This is a genomic window from Pseudovibrio sp. POLY-S9 (assembly GCF_001431305.1).
GTDB lineage: Bacteria > Pseudomonadota > Alphaproteobacteria > Rhizobiales > Stappiaceae > Pseudovibrio.
On the sequence record NZ_LCWX01000086.1, the window covers coordinates 114,015 to 136,761 of the forward strand.

At 50.2% G+C, this 22,747-nt stretch carries 24 protein-coding genes; 9 read left to right on the forward strand and 15 right to left on the reverse strand.

Annotation, left to right across the window (positions count from 1 at the left end; genetic code table 11):
• Window positions 1-312: 312 nt before the first annotated feature.
• Entirely contained in the window at window positions 313-1,071 is a 759-nt protein-coding gene (locus PPL9_RS07055; RefSeq protein WP_057462022.1) for a sulfite exporter TauE/SafE family protein, read from the forward strand.
• Window positions 1,072-1,127: 56 nt separating this feature from the next.
• Here PPL9_RS07055 and PPL9_RS07060 read toward each other — a convergent pair whose 3' ends face one another.
• Window positions 1,128-1,700 (reverse strand): hypothetical protein, encoded by a 573-nt coding sequence (locus tag PPL9_RS07060; RefSeq protein ID WP_057462023.1) that lies wholly within the window; start codon window positions 1,698-1,700, stop codon window positions 1,128-1,130.
• Between the two features lie 468 nt (window positions 1,701-2,168).
• Here PPL9_RS07060 and PPL9_RS07065 point away from each other — a divergent pair, with 468 nt between their 5' ends.
• The gene (locus PPL9_RS07065; protein WP_057462024.1) at window positions 2,169-3,815 is read left to right on the forward strand and encodes an acyl-CoA synthetase; all 1,647 of its coding nucleotides are present in this window, start codon (window positions 2,169-2,171) and stop codon (window positions 3,813-3,815) included.
• Window positions 3,816-3,877: 62 nt separating this feature from the next.
• Here PPL9_RS07065 and PPL9_RS31170 read toward each other — a convergent pair whose 3' ends face one another.
• Entirely contained in the window at window positions 3,878-4,048 is a 171-nt protein-coding gene (locus PPL9_RS31170) for a DUF465 domain-containing protein (RefSeq protein ID WP_082596622.1), read from the reverse strand.
• A 398-nt stretch (window positions 4,049-4,446) separates the two neighbouring features.
• Between PPL9_RS31170 and PPL9_RS07070 the strand changes: the two genes are divergently transcribed.
• The 3 genes from PPL9_RS07070 (at window position 4,447) to PPL9_RS07080 (ending at window position 6,462) form a co-directional block, all read left to right on the forward strand.
• Window positions 4,447-4,659 (forward strand): DUF465 domain-containing protein, encoded by a 213-nt coding sequence (locus tag PPL9_RS07070; protein WP_057462025.1) that lies wholly within the window; start codon window positions 4,447-4,449, stop codon window positions 4,657-4,659.
• A gap of 123 nt (window positions 4,660-4,782) precedes the next feature.
• A complete protein-coding gene (gene purE, locus PPL9_RS07075) occupies window positions 4,783-5,286 on the forward strand; it encodes a 5-(carboxyamino)imidazole ribonucleotide mutase (RefSeq protein WP_008551529.1) in 504 nt (167 codons plus the stop codon).
• Window positions 5,287-5,373: 87 nt separating this feature from the next.
• Window positions 5,374-6,462 carry a 5-(carboxyamino)imidazole ribonucleotide synthase gene (locus PPL9_RS07080; protein ID WP_057462026.1) on the forward strand — a complete coding sequence of 363 codons (1,089 nt, stop codon included), beginning with the start codon at window positions 5,374-5,376 and terminating at the stop codon, window positions 6,460-6,462.
• A gap of 71 nt (window positions 6,463-6,533) precedes the next feature.
• Here the strand turns inward: PPL9_RS07080 and PPL9_RS07085 are convergent, their stop codons facing one another.
• Both PPL9_RS07085 and PPL9_RS07090 read right to left on the reverse strand, forming a co-directional pair.
• The gene (locus PPL9_RS07085) at window positions 6,534-7,934 is read right to left on the reverse strand and encodes an MATE family efflux transporter (protein ID WP_208980561.1); all 1,401 of its coding nucleotides are present in this window, start codon (window positions 7,932-7,934) and stop codon (window positions 6,534-6,536) included.
• 184 nt (window positions 7,935-8,118) lie between these two features.
• Window positions 8,119-8,856 carry a class II glutamine amidotransferase gene (locus tag PPL9_RS07090; protein ID WP_244272057.1) on the reverse strand — a complete coding sequence of 246 codons (738 nt, stop codon included), beginning with the start codon at window positions 8,854-8,856 and terminating at the stop codon, window positions 8,119-8,121.
• A 742-nt stretch (window positions 8,857-9,598) separates the two neighbouring features.
• On the opposite strand from PPL9_RS07090, the gene rpsU reads away from it, so the two are divergent.
• Complete coding sequence (gene rpsU / locus PPL9_RS07095) at window positions 9,599-9,823, forward strand: 30S ribosomal protein S21 (RefSeq protein WP_057462062.1); 225 nt, start codon at window positions 9,599-9,601, stop codon at window positions 9,821-9,823.
• A 197-nt stretch (window positions 9,824-10,020) separates the two neighbouring features.
• A complete protein-coding gene (locus tag PPL9_RS07100) occupies window positions 10,021-10,881 on the forward strand; it encodes a tetratricopeptide repeat protein (protein WP_057462028.1) in 861 nt (286 codons plus the stop codon).
• 45 nt (window positions 10,882-10,926) lie between these two features.
• On the opposite strand, the gene PPL9_RS07105 is transcribed toward PPL9_RS07100, so the two are convergent.
• The 6 genes from PPL9_RS07105 to PPL9_RS07130 all read right to left on the reverse strand — a co-directional run bounded on the left by PPL9_RS07105 (window position 10,927) and on the right by PPL9_RS07130 (window position 16,562).
• Entirely contained in the window at window positions 10,927-11,787 is an 861-nt protein-coding gene (locus PPL9_RS07105) for an alpha/beta hydrolase (RefSeq protein ID WP_152986616.1), read from the reverse strand.
• A gap of 74 nt (window positions 11,788-11,861) precedes the next feature.
• Window positions 11,862-12,632 (reverse strand): acetoacetate decarboxylase, encoded by a 771-nt coding sequence (locus tag PPL9_RS07110; protein WP_057462030.1) that lies wholly within the window; start codon window positions 12,630-12,632, stop codon window positions 11,862-11,864.
• A 140-nt stretch (window positions 12,633-12,772) separates the two neighbouring features.
• Window positions 12,773-14,086 (reverse strand): hypothetical protein, encoded by a 1,314-nt coding sequence (locus PPL9_RS07115; protein WP_057462031.1) that lies wholly within the window; start codon window positions 14,084-14,086, stop codon window positions 12,773-12,775.
• 157 nt (window positions 14,087-14,243) lie between these two features.
• Window positions 14,244-14,528 (reverse strand): aa3-type cytochrome c oxidase subunit IV, encoded by a 285-nt coding sequence (locus PPL9_RS07120; protein ID WP_208980563.1) that lies wholly within the window; start codon window positions 14,526-14,528, stop codon window positions 14,244-14,246.
• Window positions 14,529-14,664: 136 nt separating this feature from the next.
• Window positions 14,665-16,035, reverse strand: a complete 1,371-nt coding sequence (locus PPL9_RS07125) for an AarF/ABC1/UbiB kinase family protein (RefSeq protein WP_057462032.1) — start codon at window positions 16,033-16,035, stop codon at window positions 14,665-14,667.
• 113 nt (window positions 16,036-16,148) lie between these two features.
• On the reverse strand, window positions 16,149-16,562 hold the full coding sequence (locus PPL9_RS07130; protein WP_057462033.1) for a DUF3224 domain-containing protein: 414 nt from the start codon (window positions 16,560-16,562) through the stop codon (window positions 16,149-16,151).
• A 35-nt stretch (window positions 16,563-16,597) separates the two neighbouring features.
• Between PPL9_RS07130 and PPL9_RS07135 the strand changes: the two genes are divergently transcribed.
• Together PPL9_RS07135 and PPL9_RS07140 are read left to right on the forward strand one after the other, a co-directional pair.
• Entirely contained in the window at window positions 16,598-17,458 is an 861-nt protein-coding gene (locus PPL9_RS07135) for a helix-turn-helix domain-containing protein (RefSeq protein WP_208989225.1), read from the forward strand.
• A 141-nt stretch (window positions 17,459-17,599) separates the two neighbouring features.
• Complete coding sequence (locus PPL9_RS07140) at window positions 17,600-18,490, forward strand: YopJ/AvrA family T3SS effector serine/threonine acetyltransferase (protein ID WP_057462034.1); 891 nt, start codon at window positions 17,600-17,602, stop codon at window positions 18,488-18,490.
• 62 nt (window positions 18,491-18,552) lie between these two features.
• Here the strand turns inward: PPL9_RS07140 and PPL9_RS07145 are convergent, their stop codons facing one another.
• Genes PPL9_RS07145 through purB form a run of 5 tightly spaced genes read right to left on the reverse strand, consistent with a single transcriptional unit; the run spans window position 18,553 to window position 22,624 of the window.
• Entirely contained in the window at window positions 18,553-19,452 is a 900-nt protein-coding gene (locus PPL9_RS07145) for a DUF3445 domain-containing protein (protein WP_057462035.1), read from the reverse strand.
• Window positions 19,453-19,512: 60 nt separating this feature from the next.
• Window positions 19,513-20,064, reverse strand: a complete 552-nt coding sequence (locus PPL9_RS07150) for an alpha/beta hydrolase (RefSeq protein ID WP_057462036.1) — start codon at window positions 20,062-20,064, stop codon at window positions 19,513-19,515.
• Window positions 20,051-20,851 (reverse strand): metallophosphoesterase family protein, encoded by an 801-nt coding sequence (locus PPL9_RS07155; protein WP_057462037.1) that lies wholly within the window; start codon window positions 20,849-20,851, stop codon window positions 20,051-20,053. Before PPL9_RS07155 ends, PPL9_RS07150 begins: the two co-directional genes overlap by 14 nt.
• Before the next feature lie 55 nt (window positions 20,852-20,906).
• Window positions 20,907-21,266: a VOC family protein gene (locus PPL9_RS07160; RefSeq protein ID WP_057462038.1), complete on the reverse strand. Its 360-nt coding sequence runs from the start codon at window positions 21,264-21,266 to the stop codon at window positions 20,907-20,909.
• A 29-nt stretch (window positions 21,267-21,295) separates the two neighbouring features.
• Window positions 21,296-22,624 (reverse strand): adenylosuccinate lyase, encoded by a 1,329-nt coding sequence (gene purB, locus PPL9_RS07165; protein ID WP_057462039.1) that lies wholly within the window; start codon window positions 22,622-22,624, stop codon window positions 21,296-21,298.
• Between the last annotated feature and the right edge of the window lie 123 nt (window positions 22,625-22,747).

The window sequence follows — 22,747 nt, forward strand, 5'->3', positions numbered from 1 at the left end:
ATGTCTTGGTGTAGGGCGAGAACCAGTCAATGCCCTTAGCAGCTTCATCCCAGAAGGCTTCTTTGTTTTCTTTCCATCCATTGTAGATGTCGTGGTATCGGCTCGTCATAGCTGCTCTCCTCCCATGCACCCCTGCATAGTACCTGTCCACAGGTTCGGCTAAGACTGGGCCCTGAATGCCCTAAAGGCAAGTTTTGCTATATTAGAAAATCGGCTTATAACTAAAGATGACCATATAGTTTTCAACCTGCCTATTTCTTAGTTTCCTCTTAAATAGAAAGGACTTGCCTGCACCCTTGCGGGAAACAAATCATGCTGCCAATTACCGATCCCTTCTTCTACCTCTGTGCAATACCTGCTGTTTTCATCGTTGGCATGGCCAAAGGAGGATTCGGAGGCGGCCTCGCCCTTGTCGGTGTGCCGCTTATGTCATTGGCAATTCCACCTGTGCAGGCAGCAGGAATACTCCTCCCGATCCTGCTGGTCATGGACGCAGTCGGTCTTTTCTCTTACCGGGCAATCTTTTGCAGGAAAACACTGGCCATTCTCATACCAGCTGGCCTGACAGGAACTCTGATCGGCTATTTTGCTGCAGCCTACATCTCTGAAACCCACATCAGACTAGTCACTGGCGCAATCGCTTTGGTCTTTGTGCTCGATTATTGGTTCAACAATAAAGCCAACAAACCGCCAAAGCCGCAGAATGTTCTTTTAGGAGGGTTCTGGGGCACAGTTTCTGGTGTCACCAGTTTCATCGCCCATGCAGGCGGAGCCCCATTTCAAATGTATGTCTTGCCACTCAGACTGGCACCACCAGTCATGGCAGGTACCGCAGTCATCTTCTTTTCGGTCGTAAATTTCTCAAAAGTGCTGCCTTACTTCGCCCTTGGACAGTTTGACGCCAAAAACATCGCGACATCTCTTGTATTGCTACCGCTCGCCCCTCTGGCGACACTGGCGGGAATCAAGATCGTAAAACACATCAACAAAGAGCTGTTCTACAAGATCACGTATGCAGCCCTGTTTGTTATCGCACTCAAACTGATTTGGGATGGCGCATCAGGCTTTTAAGGCGTGTTATACGGTGGAGAGAAAGGATGTAGCATAAGCCATCAACTACGTGAGTATCAGTCGCGCTCACCCAAGCCGTGGTAAAGCACACTCTTGATCATGTCGATTGGCCCGTCGACCTCAAAAGCAGCATCCGGCATTGTCTTCCAGGTCACTCGGTTATGAAAGAAACCAGAGGGATCAGTCAGATCCAGATCTCCACGCGCGGGCGAAACAATCCGATACCGAACTTGCTTTGCATTATAGGCATCTGATGGATTGCCTGCATATTCTGAGCTTGGCGGCTGCCCTTCGACCCACGAGAAGAAATAAGTCCGCAGCTGATCTGCCATACTGCCTGTCGAATTGAGCTGACCGAAGTTGAGTTGGAGCCCGACAACCAGACAAACAGCTGTCGATATGGCCCAAAGATACCAATGATCCCGGAAGTGATTCAAAATGACTGCACGATTGAGATACAGCTGGATCAGAACAGGGAACGCCACCAACAAAACAAACCACTGCGCATCCTGTGATCGCTGTGGTCCGAGGGTGAAAATATAACCCGTCAGAGCCACGGTAATCGCGCAGAAAACCACGCCAAAGAATAAGGCGATTTTCCCCTGTCGATTTGGTGTCACTACGGTCATGCGAGCCCTGCTTGTTCATCACTCGCCGTATCAAACGGGTCGCGATTTATTCTTTTATCAGACAGGTGTACATTACAAATCGAAAGGCAAACGGGGAAGACTTCTGAGGTGTTGCAAATTGTCGCGAGCGTTTGTCTTGCCCAAAAACGCAACAAGATTTCACCTTTGCCGTTAAGTTAAGGCACCAGTTGCAACCACCGCATTTAAATTCGCCGAATATATCGACACCAATCCATAAAACATCTCAAAAATACTTATAGATGAAAGTCTAATAACAAGAAGATCCTCAGACTAACATCTAAGTCATCTGAACTACCCCCTACGCCTATACTCAGATATATCAAAATATGCGACACTCTTAATTCCAAGCTCTTCATCGGAGCCAATAACTATCTTGGGAAAGCTGATAGCCAGTTCAACGGATCTTCGCAGTTCTCTTGAGCGGAAGTTGAATGCCTGGGGAATTTCATGAAAAACAATAGTCCAAACACATCATATTTCGACAAAGACCTCCCAAAAACTGAAGCAAATTACACGCCATTAAGCCCACTCAGTTTTTTGGAGAGAGCTGCAAAAGTTTTTCCAAGCCACACAGCCATCATTCACGGCAAGATTCGTAGGTCCTATAAGGAGTTCTATGAGCGCTCTATTAAACTCGCGAGCGCCCTGGAAAAGCGTGGTATCGGCAAGAATGACTGCGTGTCTGTCATGCTGCCCAACACACCACCCATGCTTGAAGCTCATTACGGCGTACCAATGGCTGGAGCCGTTCTCCACGCACTCAACACCCGCCTTGATGCCGCTATCATCGCATTCCAGCTAGACCATGCAGAGAGCAAGCTCGTAATCGTTGATCGTGAGTTCTCGAAGGTCATGACCGAAGCATTGGAACTGGCAGCGGTGAAGCCGGAAGTGGTGCTTTACGACGACAAAGAATTCCCTCAATCAGCCTCCGCAATTGGAGAGTTGGAGTACGAGGAGCTGATCGCCAGCGGTTCCGCTGATTTTGACTGGCAACTTCCCGCGGATGAATGGGATGCAATCACGCTCAACTACACTTCGGGTACAACAGGAAACCCGAAAGGCGTCGTTTATCATCATCGTGGTGCTTACCTTCTTGCGCAAGCAAACATCATCACCGCAGCCATGGGCAAAAAACCAGTCTATCTCTGGACACTGCCAATGTTCCACTGCAATGGCTGGTGTTTCCCATGGGCCTTATCCCTCGTTGCCGGAACGCATGTCTGCCTCCGTCAAGTACGACAAGCCCCTATCTGGAATGCCTTGGCAGATGAGAAAGTTACGCACCTCTGCGGTGCTCCAATCGTGATGTCCACGCTGCTCAACACCCCCGAGGACCAAAAGCGCAAACTCACCCATGATGTCGAGTTTTTCACGGCTGCAGCACCACCACCTGAAGCTGTTCTTGCAGCGATGGCAGAGGAGAGCTTCAATGTTACCCATCTCTATGGGCTGACAGAAGTCTATGGCCCAGCCGTCGTCAACGAATGGCACGACCATTGGAATGAACTTCCAACATCAGAACAAGCTGCATTGAAAGCCAGGCAAGGCGTTAATTACGTCGCTTTGCAGGATCTCGCTGTTCTCGACCCCGAAACCATGAAACCAGTCCCTGCTGATGGAGAAACCATTGGCGAGGTCATGTTCAAGGGTAATGTTGTAATGAAAGGGTATCTGAAGAACCCCTCCGCAACACAGGAAGCCTTCAACGGCGGTTGGTTTCACTCAGGTGACTTGGGCGTTCAGCATGAAGACGGATACGTCCAGCTCAAAGACCGTTCCAAAGACATCATCATCTCAGGAGGTGAAAACATCTCATCCATTGAGATCGAGGAAGTCCTCTACAAACACCCGGAAATCTCCGCAGCAGCAGTGGTTGCCCGTCCCGATGACAAATGGGGGGAAACTCCCTGTGCGTTTGTGGAGCTAAAAGAGAACAGCAGTGTGACGGAAGACGATATCGTAACCTACTGCAAACAGCATCTGGCCAGCTTCAAATCACCAAGAACTGTTGTCTTCACAGACCTGCCGAAAACCTCAACAGGCAAGATCCAGAAGTTCGTACTGCGCGAAGAAGCAAAAAAGATCGGCTGACCCTAAGCAAAAAATGCGCCGCTAAAAGCGACGCATTCTCTATTCGGTTAAGAAAAAGGAAGCTACCCTGTCACTCGTATTCGCGAGATCTCATCCTTAAGCTTCAACTTTTGCCTTTTTAGATTGCCTAGTTCGATCTCATCCATCGAAGGATGGTGCTTGGCTGTTTCCAGCTCCCTCTCAATGGTAGCATGGCGGCGTTCCAGCTCAGTCAAATGCTCACGGATGGACATAGGTTTTGATCCTCCTACATTGTCTCTGTTACAGGTGGATGATGGCACCATTTTATTGAGTTGTCGAACTATGATTAGCTGTTTTTTTGGGGCCTCTACAACGCGAGATCGCTAATTCATGAAAAACTTAGGGAACTTATAAATGACCCAGTAAATTTAATGGGTTTCATATTCCACTCAAAAGAGAACTTCACTAAGTATTCAACCCTATATATACGCTGCGTAAATCCGTCATGAGACAACACTTCCTGTAAAAATCAAGAGACTCTTGTTCATCACCGTTGCACATTCGGTATACTGTTGCCGAGCGGTGAATTGCGACAACGCGCCCCACCAGATTTGATCATTGATGGGTCTCGTTGCACACAGACCGATATGTGTCATGTGAGGACAAAACGATGACGGAAGATACTCTCGATCAGGATAGCAAGCGTTCCGAGCTCGCTGAGTTGCGACAGGAGCATCGGGATCTTGATCATTCCATCGAAGCGCTCATTGAAACGGGACGGGCGGATGTTCTCCAGCTGCAACGCTTAAAGAAGAAAAAACTCATGCTAAGAGACCAGATTCAAGTGCTGGAAACACAGCTCTTACCTGACATTATTGCCTAAATTAGAGGCAGAGCTCTAACCTTCGTATACTATTGGCATTTCTTGTTGTAATTGGCTTGAAACACGCCGTGTTATTTCTATAATCCGCGCTTTCTTCCCAGACGCTCAGAGGGTGCCCGTTTTATGAACCGCACAGACCAGCCAGAAGTCGCTATCATCATGGGAAGCCAATCCGATTGGCCAACCATGAAAAATGCTGCAGATACGCTAGAAGCACTGGGAGTTTCCTATGATGCTCGCATCGTCTCAGCCCACCGCACCCCGGACCGTCTGGTAGAGTTTTCCAAAACAGCAAAAGAGAACGGCTTCAAGGTTGTTATCGCTGGCGCTGGCGGCGCAGCCCACCTTCCGGGTATGGCCGCATCCATGACACCGCTGCCAGTGTTTGGTGTTCCAATTGAGTCGCGCGCCCTGAAGGGACAAGATAGCCTCCTTTCCATCGTTCAAATGCCAGCAGGCATTCCGGTCGGCACTCTTGCTATTGGTCGTGCAGGTGCCGTCAACGCAGCATTAATGGCTGCCGCTGTTTTGGCACTCAACAATCCGGAGATCGCCGCCAATTTGGATGACTGGCGCGAAAAGCAAAGTCAGGCTGTAGCCGAGAAGCCAGTCAACCCGGAAGAGTAAGAGTTTCAGAGGCGCCCATTTGCAGGCGCCTCATTTGTTTCAAGCCGCCCTTAACATCTGGCCCCTAACATCTGGAAAGTTTTCGAAATGGGTTCCACACTACGTCCTGGCGACACGATTGGTATTTTGGGTGGAGGCCAGCTTGGCCGCATGATCGCGCAAGCTGCCAGCAGGATGGGCCTGAAGTGCCATATCTATTGCCCGGATGAAAACAGCCCCGCTTTTGAGGTCTCAGAAAAGAAGACTATTGCGGCCTACGAAGACGAACAAGCACTCACCCAGTTTGCGAAGAGCGTCTCGGTCGTCACTTATGAGTTCGAAAATGTCCCCGGCGAGACAGCCCGCATTCTGGAGCAGTTTGTTCCAGTTCGCCCCGGCCCACATGCACTGAAAGTTTCCCAGGATCGCCTGGCAGAAAAGACATTCCTTTCAGAAGAAGCGGCAACGCAGGTCGCTCCCTTCATAAAAGTCGACACGCAGGCAGAGCTGGAAGCTGCGCTCATGGAGTTGGGCGGTCAAGGTGTACTGAAAACGCGCCGTTTTGGATATGATGGCAAAGGCCAGATCATGATCCGTACACCTGAGGATATCGAAGGCGCCATGAGCAAGCTTGGCAATCAGCCATCTATCCTTGAAGGCATCGTCCCGTTTGAAAAAGAGATTTCCATCATCGTCGCTCGTGGCGTGGATGGAACGGTCAAATGCTATGATCCGGCGGACAACTACCACAAGAACCACATTCTGAAGACCTCCAGCGTACCAGCAGACATCCCGGCAGAAACCGCTCAGGAAGCCATCGATATGGCAACCCGCATCGCTGTTGCGCTCGATTATATCGGAGTGATGGGTGTAGAACTGTTTGTCGTCAGAGACGGCGAGGCTACAGAGCTGAAGGTCAATGAAATAGCGCCACGCGTTCACAATTCAGGTCACTGGACAGAAGACGCTTGTCCGGTTTCTCAATTTGAACAGCATGTTCGCGCTGTTGCAGGCTGGCCACTTGGCAGGCCAACCCGAGCACACAACGTCATCATGGAAAACCTGATTGGTGATGATGTGAACTCATGGGAATCAGCACTGCTCGAGCCAAACGCTCGTCTGACACTCTACGGTAAAGCCGAGACACGGGAAGGCCGCAAGATGGGCCACATCAACCACCTCTCCCCAAAATCCTGATCGAATTATTCTACAAAGAAAAAGCCCCGAAGATCTCTTCATCTTCGGGGCTTTTTCTTATTTAAACCAGACTATCCTAGCCTAACCAGACCAAGTTGATCGCGTTTTTGGAACCGGATCAGCAACAGGATGCCGGTGATAAAGAGACCACTGGCCAAACCAACCCAGATCCCTTCTGGGCCCCAGTTAAAGGTGAACGCCATCACGTAGGAAAGCGGCACCCCAATAATCCAGTAACCAATCACCGCAATCACCATTGGTATTCGCGTATCGGAAAGACCGCGCAGAACACCACCAGCAACCACCTGAATACCATCAACAACCATGTACACCGCTGCAATAAAGACCAGCGGCACGCCGAGGCGGATCACATCAGCTGCGTCTGGATTGCTGGTGTCCAGATAGAAGGAAATCAGTGTGTCAGGGATCGCAACAAATAACACCGCACCAAGCAGGCCAATCACAATGGACCAGATCAGTGCGACCCAACCGGCTCGCGTAATAGCATCAGCATCACTACGGCCAGATGCGATGCCAACACGCACCACGGCAGCATTAGCAAAGCCAAGCGGAATCATGAACGCAATACCAGAGAGCTGAACCGCAATACCGTGAGCAGCAAGCTCCAGTGTCCCGATCCACCCCATCATCAAAGCAGCAGCTGCAAACAGTCCCACTTCAGCAACCAACATGAGGGAGATCGGCCAGCCAAGGCGCAGAATTTCGAAAAACGCTGGCCAGTCTGCACGCCAAAAGCGAACAAACACCTCATATTTGCGAGACTTCTCTTCCCAAAACACATAGGCAATCAAAATCACACAGGATGCCAACGCAGTCACTACAGACGCAATCCCGGCACCTAGAATGCCAAGTTGAGGAAAGCCGTAATAGCCAAAGATCAACACATAATCGAGAAGTGCATTGACCACAGCACTCACCACAGTCGCCCACAAAACAATCTGCGAACGTTCAATACTGGTAAGAAAACTGCGTAGTGCCGCCACAAATAGGGATGGATACATCGACCACTGCACAATGCGCAGATAATCCGCAGCAATGGCAGAAACTTCTGCATCCTGCCCAAGAGCCAGCAAGAGGCTCTCACCGTTCCACAGCACGACCATCGCAAAAGTCGTATAAATGAGCGAAATCCAAAGGCCCATGCGCGAAGCACGCCGCACATTCCGCACGTCGCCTTTACCTTCGGCTCTGGATGCCAATGGCATAACGGCTTGCAAGAACCCAAGTCCTGCCAGCCATGTCAGAAAGAACAACTGCAAAGCCAGCACGGATGCTGCCAGCTCTGTTGCGCCAAGCCAACCGATCATCAATGCATCGGTGGCATTGATTGCCATCTGCGCAAGTTGCGCACCGATCAAAGGCAATCCCAAAATAAGCGTTGCATTGGACTCCCCCCACCATGCAGACATGGATGTGGGTTTGGCAACGCTGGTGCTTTCAACCCGCGTCATCATAAGCTCCTGAAGAAAAGGGCATGGAGCCCCTCCAGAACTTGAGCCTCTCAAGAACATAAACAAGGCTGGGTCCTGCAATTGACCACAGTGCCTCGCTGGGAGGAAACTTCCTATCATAGAAACAGACCGACAAAGTCCCAGTGGCTTCTTGCCTAAGCAATACCGCTAGTGAAAATGTCGATTACGCTACTTTGCAAAACTCTTCAGGAATGTCCAGAGGAATAAAGCAAGGCGCATTATCACCGCCATAGACCATGATGTGTCCGCAAGGCACTTCATACCAACCTTGCCCGCCCTTTTCCAAAGGCTCGGAGACAACACTCAAGTTGCTGTTATGTAAGCGATAATATAGGCTTGGAACAATCTTATCACTAGAGCAACGCACAGCATAAAGGCGCTCACCATCAGTCAAGGCCATCGCTACACGCAATGGAGCAATGACATCATTGCAACGCATAATCTCAAGTGTTTTCGTGAACACCTGTTGCACAGCCCCCACAGGATCAACATCCAGACCATGACTTAACATGGCAAGAAACAGCGCTTCACTGTCTGTTGTACCCTGCCGGTAACGATAAAAGTCGTCGCTGATCAAACTCTCAATCTGGCGGCGGATATCATCGTACCCTCCAATCTGCCCGTTATGCATAAACATCCATTTGCCGACAGCAAACGGATGGCAGTTTGAACGGGAGGTCGCAGTGCCCGTAGATGCGCGCACATGAGCAAAGAATAAAGAGGACTTGAGGTGCTTGGTGATACTCAGAAGGTTCTCATCACCCCACGCAGGCTGCGTATCACGATAAAGACCCGGTTCTGACTTGTGACCGTACCAACCAATTCCAAAGCCGTCACCATTGGTGTTCACCTTGGCTTCCGCACAATGCAGGCTCTGCGCAATCAGAGAATGATTGGGCATTGAAATCAGCTCTTCCATGAAAATGGGAGCTCCACGGTACGCAAGCCAGCGGCACATTACATTATTCTTTCTTCTGGTCGATTACCCAAATGAGGTCACTAGAGTATGCATGATCCATCAGCAGGTATAAACCCCTTCCCTATAACTAGAGTAACGAGTTTTCTCAGGGATCGTTCCGTGGATCTAAAGAGAGCCCCTCAATCGCAGCTCTCGTGAGTAAGATGGACTCACTCGACTCAGTTTCGAAGTCGGACATGACGAACGACGTTTGAAGCAAATTCCATTCAAATTTCCACCTCGATTTCCACTGTTCAGAAAAGCTCCTGTGACTTTTTTCAGCAGCAAAAGAGAGACTCAACCATACACAATCAAGAGTTGTATTTTTTCAAAATAATTTCACACGTGAAGTTACAATGCATTTTGAAAGCATTTTTTACTTATCTTTTACTTCACACACGAGCGTGCCAATGCGCCATTTTGAAGAAAATGAGCGTACGCTGCTGAGATTGCCTTGTCCCACAAGAGGTATTCCCCCCTTTCCCATCTATAAATTAACATAGATTCTCAAGTAAGGAGGTAGACAGCCCCCACGCAGTCTGTTAGTTACCCCGTCAAGAAGCGACGCATCAGCGGCGACGGAGTTCTTGTGATCCGTGCATATGCGCTAAGTGTTGCTATCAATCATTTCATCTATGTCGTTCTGGATACGTAATCCAGAATGCTCGAAGGTAAGGATAAACGCGTGCAGGTTCTCGTTCGCGATAATAACGTCGATCAAGCGCTTAAAGCGCTTAAGAAAAAGATGCAGCGTGAAGGCATCTTCCGTGAAATGAAGCTTCGTGGCCACTACGAAAAGCCATCTGAAAAGAAGGCTCGCGAAAAGGCAGAAGCAATCCGCCGCACTCGCAAACTGGCTCGCAAGCGCGCACAGCGTGAAGGCCTGTTGGTCGGCAAAGGTCGTCGTTAATCCGGCGGCACTCGGGACATCACATAGCTAAGGCTCAACTATGTTTGACGAAAAGCGTGTGAGCGGACCGAAGCTAGAATTCAGAACGGACTAACCGGTAAACCGGTTGGTCCGTTTGTTGTTTTTGCTGGTTCATTTGACCTTTTTTTGCCACACTAAAGTGTAGGCTATCGTGTCATTGCAAGGACTCTTTAAGAATGGGGCACATTCTCGTGAACAATAAACTGGCTAAAGGCATCTGTGCGTGTCTGCTCGCACTTGGCGTTGCAGCATGCCAATCCAACTCATCTGGCCTTGTTTATCAGAATGTGCCCATCGACAAAGCTGTTGGCTCTTCCTCCAACATCGATAGTCTGAGTGCCGTTGTTGACGCAAATCCAACCGATGCCGACGCCTACAACAAACGCGGCATTGCATACGCAAAAGCTGGGCGCCTTGATCAGGCCGTTGAGGACTTCAACAAATCTCTTCAGCTGAGACCAAACTCTTATCAGGCTTACGCAAACCGAGCTTTGGTAGAACGCCGCAAGGGCAACACGTCTCAGGCAGTTCAGGATTACAGCTCAGCACTTTCCATCAAGCCAGATTACGTGAAGGCCCTGAACGGACGCGGCAACACCTACCGTTCTATCGGTCAGAACACAGCAGCACTTCGTGATTACAACGAAGTCATTCGCTTGAATTCCGGCGATGCACAGGCCTATCACAACCGCGGCCTCATCTATCAGGCACAAGGTTTACAGGAAGCAGCTCTCAATGACTTTTCATCTGCTGTTGGCCTGAACTCCCGCGCATATTCACCTCTGATCGCGCGCGGTGTAACTTACCTTTCTCTGAGCGATCCAAAATCTGCACTCAAAGATTTCAATGCAGCGATTGCGCTTAACGGCAAGTCCGCATCTGCTTGGGCGAACCGTGGCCGCGCAGAAGAAGCACTGGGGCAGATTACAGAAGCACGCCAGTCCTACAGCAGAGCACTGCAGATATCTTCGACAAACCAGATTGCGAAGGAAGGCTCCCAACGCCTGTCAACGTCTTCAGGCGTTCCGCAAGCTTAGGCTCGCCAACATATCGCTTTCTAAAGGCCGGACACTCCGGCCTTTTTATTGCTTTGTTCCCGAAGATATCGACAGCATCCAGTTAATCTCATCACGCCAGTCAATCATGCGAATGGGCGTCCCGTGAGAGCCCGTTTCGAATAGCCGAAAGCGCACCGGATACCGCTGGGTTTTGCCAATGGCTGCCTTAAACAACTGATATTGCTTCTCCCAGCTGTAAACCCCGTCAGCACTACCATGGCCAAACACAATCGGCACGCCTGCCTTATAGACTTCACTGGTCAACAATCGCCGATCCGTCGCTCCGCCCAATAACATGAGGCCAGACAACGGCCCAGCAACACCAGCCTGATCCGCAAGTCCATAACAAACCTGCGAACCCATGGAGCCACAAGCCACAATCACCTTGGCCTGCGGGGCTTCTTTCCGGTATTCCGCAATCAACTCGCGAATTTCCTGGGTACCTCTGGGGCTTTCGAGCTTCACATCAGGAGATAGATAAACGCCATTATTGCGCACCATCAGGTTTTTCAAGCGATTGAAATTACCACCAAACGTCCAATCAGCATTCCCCTGCTTTCGATTGCCCCCCTTACCATGCAGATAAAGAAGCAACAGCTTGGTATCGACGTCAGGTTTCCCAACTCGGATATGCTTACGCTTACTACCCGCAAGCACAACTGAGCGCTCCCGCACATACCAGGAAGGCCTGCTGGAAACATATCTGCCTTCAACCCGCTGCTCTGGTATTTCATCCCGGTCCCGCAAATCACGCTGGATCTGATAATCAAGCCGCAGGAACGCCCCGTCCATCGCCTGATCCAGAACCCGCGGATAAGCAAACAGCTCATCTTTATAAGGCTTCAGCTCAAACCCGGCGGCCTGCGAGACCAGCAGAGCTGACATGAATAAGCTGCCAATCAAATACTCAAAGATCCTGAAGTGGCCTCGCATGCAACACCTCCGAAATAGCGCATCACTTAAGGTTTCAGGTAATCATACATTACCCGGCCATAAGGTAACGTGAGGTCCGTAATAAAATGAACACCGCCGAGTGACTTAAGCATTGGCAGCTCAGCCACTGGCGCATTGGCATGATGGAACAATTGCAAACTCGCCGGACCAGACCACGCGCCCTTCACCGTCACATCAGACACCTCATAAGCAACCAACTGAGCGATAGCCAAAGAGCCGTCAACGTCTGGGATAAGTTTCAGATTCACCTGAGTTTTCTGAAGCTTCTTGAGGATCGCATCAGGGTGACACTGCGTACCATGCTCAACATCATAAAGTAGGTGCTGGTACTTGTACCCCATGGTCGCAATAGCAATCGTCACATCGTCAAAGACCAAATGGCCCGTCAATGTTGCGCCCGATATACTCAATTCTGGATGGCCAAGCTTTTTCGGGAAGCCCCAGATCTCACGCCCACCAAAAATCGGCGGAGTATCATCAAGGAACATTTGCTGAGTGAAGTTCACAGGGTGATCCCCAAACTTGGCTGGAATCACGATGCCAGACTCGGTGTAGTCCCCAAAACCTGCAGAATCAGGCATACGGATCACTTCAAACATCACCGTATTGGACCCATCCGGCTCCAAAGGCTCAGGCAAAGCTTCACGAATAGCGTCAGGGTCACTTTCATAGGAGACCACAAAAAACTCGCGGTCGATAAACCTGTATGGCCCCTTGGGATAAGCAGGAGAAGCAATCGGCATAGAAGCCTGTTCAAGAATATCGGCAATTTTCATGGACCACCTCGATCATGAAAGAGTGTGAACCGCGGCCAAATCACAGCCAGCGCGCTCTCACCATAAGCACCGATATTTTGGATGTTGCCCCTTGGGTTTTAGGGTGACACTTTCAGAGCTCACCCCAAACACTTTTTTAATCAGCTTGTTACGTCAATTTCTTTGAAAGTGGCCAGTGGTGCTTTTTCGCGGATAACCCAGTTCAACGCACCAAGCTCCGCTTTTAACGTCGGATGCACCAGTCCCAACACGCGCAGTTCACTCGCTCCAGTGCCTGCATGGGTTTGATTGACACGGCTTGCGATATTGAGTGTGGTCGTTGATTGATCAACACTCCAACCAACTCGGTCACCAGCAACAAAGGCAACTTTACGCCCGGTTCTGGTCGTACCAATCGGAATACTTTCAAACAACTCAACAGAAGCAAGACGCTCTGTATCAATATGATAATCAGCGATCATCATCAGACCCAACAGGTAATAATATCCCGCCTCTTGAGAAAGCCCTTGCCGGCTCGCCTGATCAACCAGATCACTTCGCCCACGAACACCTTTCAACGAGTTTAGGCTTGCAACAAAAATCATCTTTTCACCGCGCGTCATAGACGTAGCGCTCAGGAATGCTCGTGTACTGCTCTGGCGAATGGCCATCTCGCCAAGCATCTCGCGCATCGTCTCATCAGCAACGGTAGGGCTGGCCTTGAAAGCTTCACTGAAGTTGGTTGTCGCCAGAACTCCACTAACCGCCGTCCCAACACCACCCGGAATAAACACAGTTGCAAGATTGGTCAGGCGATTGGAAGTCGCATAGGCCCAGGCAGCCTTATCAAGCGCGTCAGAGAGTGGAGGAAACGTCGTGTAAGGGTCTACATTCGCAGCAACAGCAATATAGCGCCGGGCTCTATCTCGCCCTACTACAGCCGCAGCAACACTCTCAACCGCAGAAGTCTTCTTACCACTTTCTTTGGAAGGAGCAGTCGCTCCGGAATTCCCGGTAATGGTGTTCACAGTCCCATTCAGCAACAGGCCGACGCCATCAGCTGTGGAACTCAGTGTCTCTTTGGGAGAGGTTACAAGACTGCCGAGAAATGTCAGAGGCTTGGCAACGGCAGTCACAACGCCCTCACCCGCTTGAGAAACCGTATCCAGTTCTTGAATACCCTTCAGCGCATGAAGTTCATTGATGCGCTTTTGCAATGTCGCCGTACCGCGCACCTTATAAGTCTTGCCATGAACCCTGAGTCTGTAAACAAGCAATGTCCCATTCCGCAACACCGGCGGCACGATTTCGTAGTTGCTACCACTCGCAGCAACGCCTTCTTCCTTCAGGATCTGGGAGAAACCAAGATCAGTCGAGGCAGAATGAGATGGCGATGAGACAACTGCAACCACGATAAAGATTGCAAGCAGCAAGGAACAGCGCAGAAGAACGCGAACAGTTTGCGCAGTAGACATATGATACCCGAACTCAGAACAACTCTTACTAAAGGCTCTATTCTTCAATAATGATCAGAAAAGGGCAGCGCCTCTGGCAAATTTCGGGGTTGAAACGAAAAATCGCAGAAGCACGCTGCTCCTGCGATTCTCAAAACCTTTAAAACCTGAAGGTTTCTTAGATTGTCAGGACAGCTGTTACCACACAAGCAAGCAGGAATACGATTCCCGGTACAACGTGCGACCTGTCACCAGACGCCATGCCAACGCCAACTGCAATCACTGTTGCGATTGTAGTGATGCTTGCCCAAACCGTCCCGGCAGTACCACCAAATCCAATCATTGCAATAACGAGAACAAATGTGAGAGCTGCAAGAATTCCAACCTTTGAGAAGTTGATAAAGTTCTTGTAGGTCTTCTCGTGTTCCTCATAGTCCATAACAGACGCGCTCCCGTCAGCCATGCTTCCCCCTCGAAACAAGTAGTTTTCCTAATATCAGTCTTTAACACCACATGGTCCGGTGACGCAACTTCCCTAAAGAACCGCTTTGGAAATAACCTAGGTGCCGGGGATAATTCCAACGGCCTGAGTATGTGCCTCAATCTTCGCCAGTCAAACCACATAAGTCCAGCTGGTGCTTTTGAAGGGCACTCAACGCATCCAGCTCAAACCCATCAATCTGCTCATTAAACAGTTGATGGAAGTTAAGCTCAGCTCGTAAGTGAAGAAAAACTGATCCAAGCCCAATAGCCGCCCGATCCATAAAAACAAAGTAACGAGGTATTTTCACCGGCCCCAGTTCTTTGAGGGACTGATGCACACGAAACGCCTCTTGCCGCCCATAAGCCGCTGGAGAAACACCATCGGCAATCGAGCGTACTCTATCGCTGAGCAACGGGCCAAAAATAAAACTCGCCCAGATATTCAAAGTCTCAATAAGCTCAGTCGTCAGCCCATCAAAACCCCATGTCTCATAAGCAGCAACCACACGGTCCTGATCATCTTCAAGCAGACCGTGATACAGATCCACCACGCCTTGCACAAAATCTGGCGGAAAGATGCGCACGCATCCGTAATCCAGCAAATTCACACCAGCCGGCTCTCCGCCATCCTCAAAGATCGTGTAGTTCCCAAGATGGGGATCGCCATGGATCACACCATAATGCGCAAACGGGTGCCACCATGCCTTGAACATCACTTGCGCAATCTTATTGCGCGCTTCCAACTTCTCCTGTCGGTAAGCCAGCAGCGGACGTCCTTCCAGCCAACTCATGGAAAGCAACCGCCGTGTTGACAGATCTTCAAACACTTCTGGAATCTGGATCTGCTCATCTGCAGTAAAAACATTGGCATAGAGCTTTGAATGCCGCGCTTCCCGTCGATAATCCAACTCTTCCCGCAGTCGGTCGCCAACTTCCTTCGCAATTTCAGAAGTCTCGATCGCTGGCCTGAAACGTCGATGCAGAGCAAGCAACATGTCGAACTGATTCAGATCAGCTTCAACCGCACTATCCATATCCGGATATTGCAGCTTACAGGCCAGCATCGCCCCATCCTGATCATACGCTCTGTGCACCTGACCAAGAGAAGCCGCTGCTGCAGGCTCCTTTTCAAACTTATCAAACTTGCCTTGCCAGCCCGGGCCAAGCTCTGCCCGCATGCGTCGCTTAACAAAAGCCCACCCCATGGGAGGTGCATTTGCCTGAAGGCTCGCCAGTTCTGCTGCATATTCAGGAGGCACGGCATCAGGAATCGTTGAAAGAAGCTGCGCCACTTTCATTAACGGTCCTTTGAGTTCGCCAAGGGATTCTGCGATGGAAGCTGCATTCTTCGCAGGGTCTTGATCCCAGCCGAAGAGCTTGCCAGCTGCAAGCTTGGCTGCAATGCCACTCATGTTTCCACCAACCTTGGCATAGCGGCCAAGACGGGCGGTCATTCTGTTTGCTTCCCGGTCACGAGATGAAGGCATATGAGGTTCCTGCGTCTCACACTTCTATTGCAATATATAGTGCACTGCAAAACCTAGCAGAAAACGCAGAGAACCCAAGGGCACTTTTAGAGATTACCTAATCACATCTTTGCTCAGGCTTGCTCAACACTCTCCACAAACTCCAGCTCAAGCCTGCACTCAACAGCGTTACCATGAGAAGTAAAAAACTCTCCCCGACCAGAAACGCCTTTAAATCCCCCGGCCCCAGAACCGGGCACTACAGTCATCGAAGAGCGAACAGTCTGCGCATCAAACACTCCGTTCTCCTCAACGAGGAACTTGCCCTCACGCGAACCGTATAGACCGGAAACCTGTGTGTACCCCGAGTATTTTCCTTCTTTTTCAGCTACATAGGCCAGAAGATAAAACATGTTCACCTGCCCAACAATTTCTCCGCTGACAGGTCCATGAGCACGAACCGACGTGACCTTGCTCGTCTTGGAAAGTTCTTTTGCAGTCTCTTCCTTCCATTCTTCAACTTTGTAGGTGCATTTAATCTTTGCCATGTTCAGCTCCTTGCATTGAGAGCGGAATACCTACTGTGTCAAAATCAGAAGGGCTTGTAAAAGCGCGACAGCTGCTATCTTTTACGCCAATGCTAAATCAGGATGACACCTCAACTCAGATCAGCGGACTGCTAAACCAGCAACGCAGCCTCCAGCACTTCAATCTGGACTGGCTCACCCCAGCTGAACCATTGCAAGATGCCATCGAATTCTATTGGCTGATCACATGGGACCTGCGAGATAAGCCTCCTTATAAGCAAGCTAATCTTCCCCACCCATCCCAACACATTGTCATCGACACCTTGCAGACCACAGGCGTATTTGGCACCAACACAGGCGTATTCCATTATTCCTTGCAGCAGAAAGGCCGCGTGTTTGGCGTGAAGTTTCGTCCAGGAGCCTTCGCAGATTTTTTCAGATACAACGCCGCTTCGCTCCTCAACACCCACGAGAACATCGAGCCGTTTCTCCACATTTCCGAACAAAAACTAGTTTCACAGCTAAAATCAGCAGATGAGCCAACCGCATTCGCTGTTCAGATGGACAACCTCCTGATTTCGCATAGGCATCCCCTGACATCTAAAGCGAAGGATGCCCGCGCACTCGTCGATACCATCGCGACAACTGACGAAATCAGCAATCTGAAAGATCTCTCAAGGATCTCAGGTTTCCAGCCAAGAACAATCCAACGCCTCTTCCAAAGCCACGTTGGCGTTTATCCCAAATGGGTGATTGAACGTTACCGCATGCTGGCTGCAGTTGATGCGATCAGCAAAGGGCAAGACCTCAACCTAACAGACTTGGCCCACTCCCTCGGCTACTTCGACCAATCCCACTTCAGCAACGCTTTCAAGAAACTGACAGGCCACTCACCAAGCCATTACTTAACAACTTAAGTCTTCCTTTAGAGAGTGAGATTCTTCTCTGATGTGCTGAATAAGACTGCGTATCTCCTAAGACCCGTCACACTAATGCAAATCAAAGGTTGTCCTTTTGCAAGCGGGCTACCTGATTAATCAGTTTTAGGAGGAAGAAGAATGCTAAATCAGATTGGTAGCGGTCAAACACACGCTATTCCGGCAGGGCAGCAACATACCAACACGATACCTGATGATCGAAAAAGTCAGATCGAAACGTATCTGCATACGATTCACGAGCATTTGGAGAATGGAAAGCAACTCCCATCTCAGTCATCAGCACCAACTGACAAAAAATTCATGAATGAACTTGTCGAGATTGCGAACGGAAAAAAAGAAGGCCTGAACGCCAAGTTTTGCTCGCATCCAGCTGAAATGGCACAATCAGTCAAAGAAATGGTCGCAAACGGCCAAAGCTCTGCACGCTTCATTGTCAATATGGGTGGCGGTATCCACTTTGCTGCGTTTGATTTTTCAATGATTGATGGAAAGCCGTCTGTAATCGGCGTGGAACCGGCAACCATGAACTCCATGGGGCCTGCTATGCTGGCAATCCAGACAAAGTCAGCATTCGACACTCACTGCCCAGATGTAAAATGCGTCATGATTGAAAGCGATTTGCAACGAAGTAACGGCGAATGCGGAATCTTTAGTTTGGCAATCGCTAAAAAAATGCTCAAAGAAGGCGAGAACTTCCAAATGCTTCATGAGAAAAATCTTGCCGGAGCACTGCCTCAAAATAGTTTTGGAATTGTCGAGGCAAAAGATTCAGACGCATTACTACCTCCACTTCTGATGAAACATGCTCAATCTGAAAAGCGCTTGGACCGATACATAGCTGCGCATCCTGAGACCACTGATTTACAGGTCAACAAAAAGGGCGAAACTCTAAAGGAACGGCAAGTAAGACACGTGGTCGATGTTAAGGTCGACGACAAAACCCTCCATTACAGTAACTCTATCGAACACAAAAGAGAGACTGAGATCCGAGCTTTGTTTGACAAAGTTTAAACGGAGTTGTCCGGTTTCAATGTTGATCGGACAACCACTTCTCCTCAACCAGTTTAAACACGTTATTCTTCAACTATATCAAGCGCTTGTGCGATAGTTGATGCATGCGCTTTGATGCCTTTGTAGTCCAGCTGTTCTTCGGTCAGCCCAAGCAACTGTGTCTTTAAACCTTGGGCCAGCTGACCACCATCCGGATGTTTTAAAAAGCTATGAACAGGATCGTGGTGAACCCTGATGGTAAAGAGGATGTCACCGCTGTCCGGCAGGCGCCTCAATGTCTGCTTCTCGACGCGCACATAGAGTTGTTCAAATGCCAGATCGGGCTCGCAGAGAACTTCATCGCGCAAACCTGAAACCGGATGGTGTAGCTCCGTGTCCGTATACAGAGACCAGTTCAGTCGCCAAACTGGCTTATCTGTCTCCAGCCTTTCAAAGATACGCTGAACCATGAGCCCCATACGGTGCCCATTGAAGTCCGGCACCCCTTCATGGATCGCACTCATAGAGCCGCCAAACTTTTCCGCCAATGACCAACTGGAAGGAAAACACAAGCTCGCTGCGACAAGCCTATACTCGTCATCGCCTCTACGCATCAGCACTAGATCTTCCTGCACAAGGCGAGAAATCGCGAGTAATGACGCCTCGGAACAAGCCGATAGATCAACGCACTTCCCTGTATTCTTCACGCTAAGAGAGTGATCGGAGTGAAGCTCATAAATATTAGGAAACTGGGCAGGCAGATGAGCAACAAGGAGGTCTGCCACTTCGCGCTGTGCTGCCTCAGTATCCGCCTCTGCAGCAAACACGAAGGCTTTAGGGTCAACGATGAGCCGCTCTTTTTCATCAAGGTGCGCAGCTAAAAACTCATCGGGCTCAATCCACTCTCTCAAGTCAAGAGGTTCGAGCCCAACGGTAAACGGCCTTTTAGAGCCGTCATAAGGTGTGTGAGCAAATCGCGACATAAAACACCCTCCCCACACAAAACATGCACCGGAAGGAGGGCGTTCATCAACCTATACGAGTTACCCGAGCTCTTTCATGAAATGAGCAAACGAAATGATGCCTTCTGGCCACGGCCCCTGGCCGCTTTCAGAATTGATATGGCCACTTTCACCAGCATCTTGCAATCGTGCATTCCAGAGCTTGGCCAGCTGTTCTGCCCGCTCAAAGGTGCAGTACGGATCATTGCGGCTCGCCACAACCTTGGCATGGAACGGCAGCGGAGAGGTTGGAAACGGGCCAAAGCTATGCAACTCAGCAGGCACGCATGAGCTGTCATCAACATCTGCAGGCGCAACCAGATAAGCACCCTTCACCCAATTCTTGATGCGAGGCGCAGCATGAACCACTGCAGCAACACCAGCGGAGTGTGCAACAAGCACCACTGGGCGCGTAGCTTCCTCGACCGCTTTCACAACAGCATTCACCCATTCCTCAAGGTCTGGCTTGCTCCAACTGCTCTGCTCAACGCGCCGACCAGTGGAGAATTTTGTTTCCCAACGGCTTTGCCAGTGGTTTGCGTCGGAGCCATGCAGGCCGGGGACAATGAGAATGTCCGCCTCAGAAATCTTCATAAGGTTCCTCAATACGTGGTCGTGCTAAAAAGTCTGGCAGCTTAATAGGACGAAAATACCCAGTTTTCAAAGCGCCAGCCCAATCTCCACGTTGATTACGCGCAGCTTTTCTACTGGCATGGTCCCAACCGTAGTTCACCATCCGCTCTTCAAAGGACCACCGTGTCCCAACCCGGGTCACAATCATGTACCGCGCATGGGGGCTTCCAACTTCCATCGTATGTGCATGAGGCTTGTCATCATCATAGGCTGGCAGCCCAACACTACCGGCGTTCATTACGATTTGTCCGGTCGTTTCCAACCAGATGACCCGAGGGATATGGGAGTGCCCACAAACAACCAGCGGTGAGGTTACATTTCCAACGTGCTCTAACACGTATTCCGGCGATGCAATTTTGGTGTGGTCCCCACAAAGTTCTTCGGTGAGATAAACATTATCAGCTGACGGCGTCCCATGGCACAGGAACACATTCTCGACATGCTCCATTTGCGTTGGCAGTTGCTTCAGCCACGCTTTGGATTCGTCAGAAAGCAGCGAATAAGCATGTGCATCACTTAGCCCCATTTTGGATTGGACATGGTCCACCAAATGCCGGTCATGATTGCCACGCACAGTCAGCCAATTTTCCGCAATGAGGTACTGAGCTGTTTCCTCTGGCCACAACGGCCCCGAAACACAATCACCCAGATTAAACACCAGATCCGGTGACTTCCGCTTTATGTCGCGATGAACAGCTTCCAGAGCAGGCAGGTTACCGTGAATGTCCGAGAAAACCGCAATTCTCATAGTCATGACTCCTGATCGGCATTAGTCCCATTAAAAACTAATAAGGACCATGTTGTCAGCGAGGTTCGCCCAGCAGTGTCAAAACATTGCCAAACGGATCATGAAAATGTGCAAGAACTCCGCCCCAAACCTGCTTTTCAGGCGGGCTGGTAAAGGCAACGCCTTTTTCACAAAGGCGCTCATAAGTATCGACAATGTCATCAACCTGAAGGGATGCACCGAGAAAACGACCAATGTATTCTTGGTCTTCCTCGTTGTGTGCTTGCTCGATGATGAGCTCTGCATTGTCGAGCTTGGCACCAAACGCGCCAAGCTCTGGCATATCCCAGTTAAGAGGAAGGCCTAGCGTTTCAGCATAAAACTCCCTGGCCTTTTCGATATCACTCACGAAAATCCGCAGACCATAAAGCTTCATCTTCCCCTCCACTGCTGTGCACGGGCGCCTTAGGCTTCGCCAAAGACCCGCTTAAAGATCACATCGACATTCTTGGTGTGGTAACCAAGGTCAAAGCGCTCACGAATTTGCTCTTCAGAAAGATGCTTGCGAACGTCTTCATCCGCCAGCAATTCAGTCAGGAAGTCCACCTTCGCATCGCCAGAAACCTGATAGCTGTCCCAGACCTTCATCGCATTGCGCTGAACAAGACGATAGCTGTCTTCACGAGACGCACCAGCCTGTGTCAGTGCCAGCAAAATGCGCTGCGAGTGCACCAAACCACCAAGGCGATCCATGTTACCCATCATACGCTCTGGGTAAACCATCAGATTTTCCATAACGTTTGTCAGGCGTGCCAAAGCAAAGTCCAGCGTAACAGTCGCATCAGGACCGATCATACGTTCAACGGAAGAGTGCGAGATATCGCGCTCATGCCATAGTGCAACGTTCTCCATCGCAGGCAATGCATAAGAGCGAACCATACGAGCAAGACCAGTCAGGTTCTCGGTCAGCACTGGGTTCCGCTTATGCGGCATCGCAGAAGAACCCTTCTGACCTTTGGAGAAGAACTCCTCAACTTCCAGAACTTCTGTGCGCTGCAAATGACGAACTTCAGTCGCCAGACGCTCAACGGAAGACGCAATCACACCCAGAACTGCGAAGAACATGGCATGACGGTCACGAGGAACAACCTGCGTAGACACCGGCTCAGCACCCAGACCCAGCTTCTCAGCAACATGCTCTTCAACACGCGGGTCAATGTTTGCAAATGTGCCAACTGCACCGGAAATAGCACAGGTCGCGATCTCTTCACGAGCCAGTTCAAGACGCTTCTTACAGCGATCAAACTCAGCATACGCCTGTGCCATCTTCAGACCAAAGGTCACTGGCTCAGCATGAATACCGTGGGAACGACCGATAGTTACGGTGTCTTTGTGCTCATAGGCACGGCGCTTCAAAGCGGCCAGCAGCTTTTCCATGTCGGCCAGCAGAAGGTCTGCAGCGCGAACCAGCTGAACGTTGAAGCAGGTGTCCAGAACGTCAGAAGAGGTCATGCCCTGGTGCACAAAGCGTGCTTCCGGACCAACGATTTCAGCAAGATGCGTCAGGAACGCAATCACGTCGTGCTTGGTTTCACGCTCGATCTCATCAATCCGCGCAATGTCGAAGGTAGCTGGACCACCCTTCTCCCAAATCTTCTCAGCAGATTCTTTTGGGATCACACCCAGCTCTGCCAGAGCATCACAAGCATGAGCTTCAATCTCAAACCAGATGCGGAATTTCGTTTCAGGAGACCAAATAGCGACCATGTCAGGACGCGAATAGCGCGGGATCATGCCAGTCCTCGTATGCGTTACAATTCTGTCGCAGGATGTAGCAGGACAGGCTCCCTAGAACAATGCCAGAAAGCTCCGGCAATGCCGAAAAAACGCGTTTTTTAGAGAATTCAACGTTGCTAT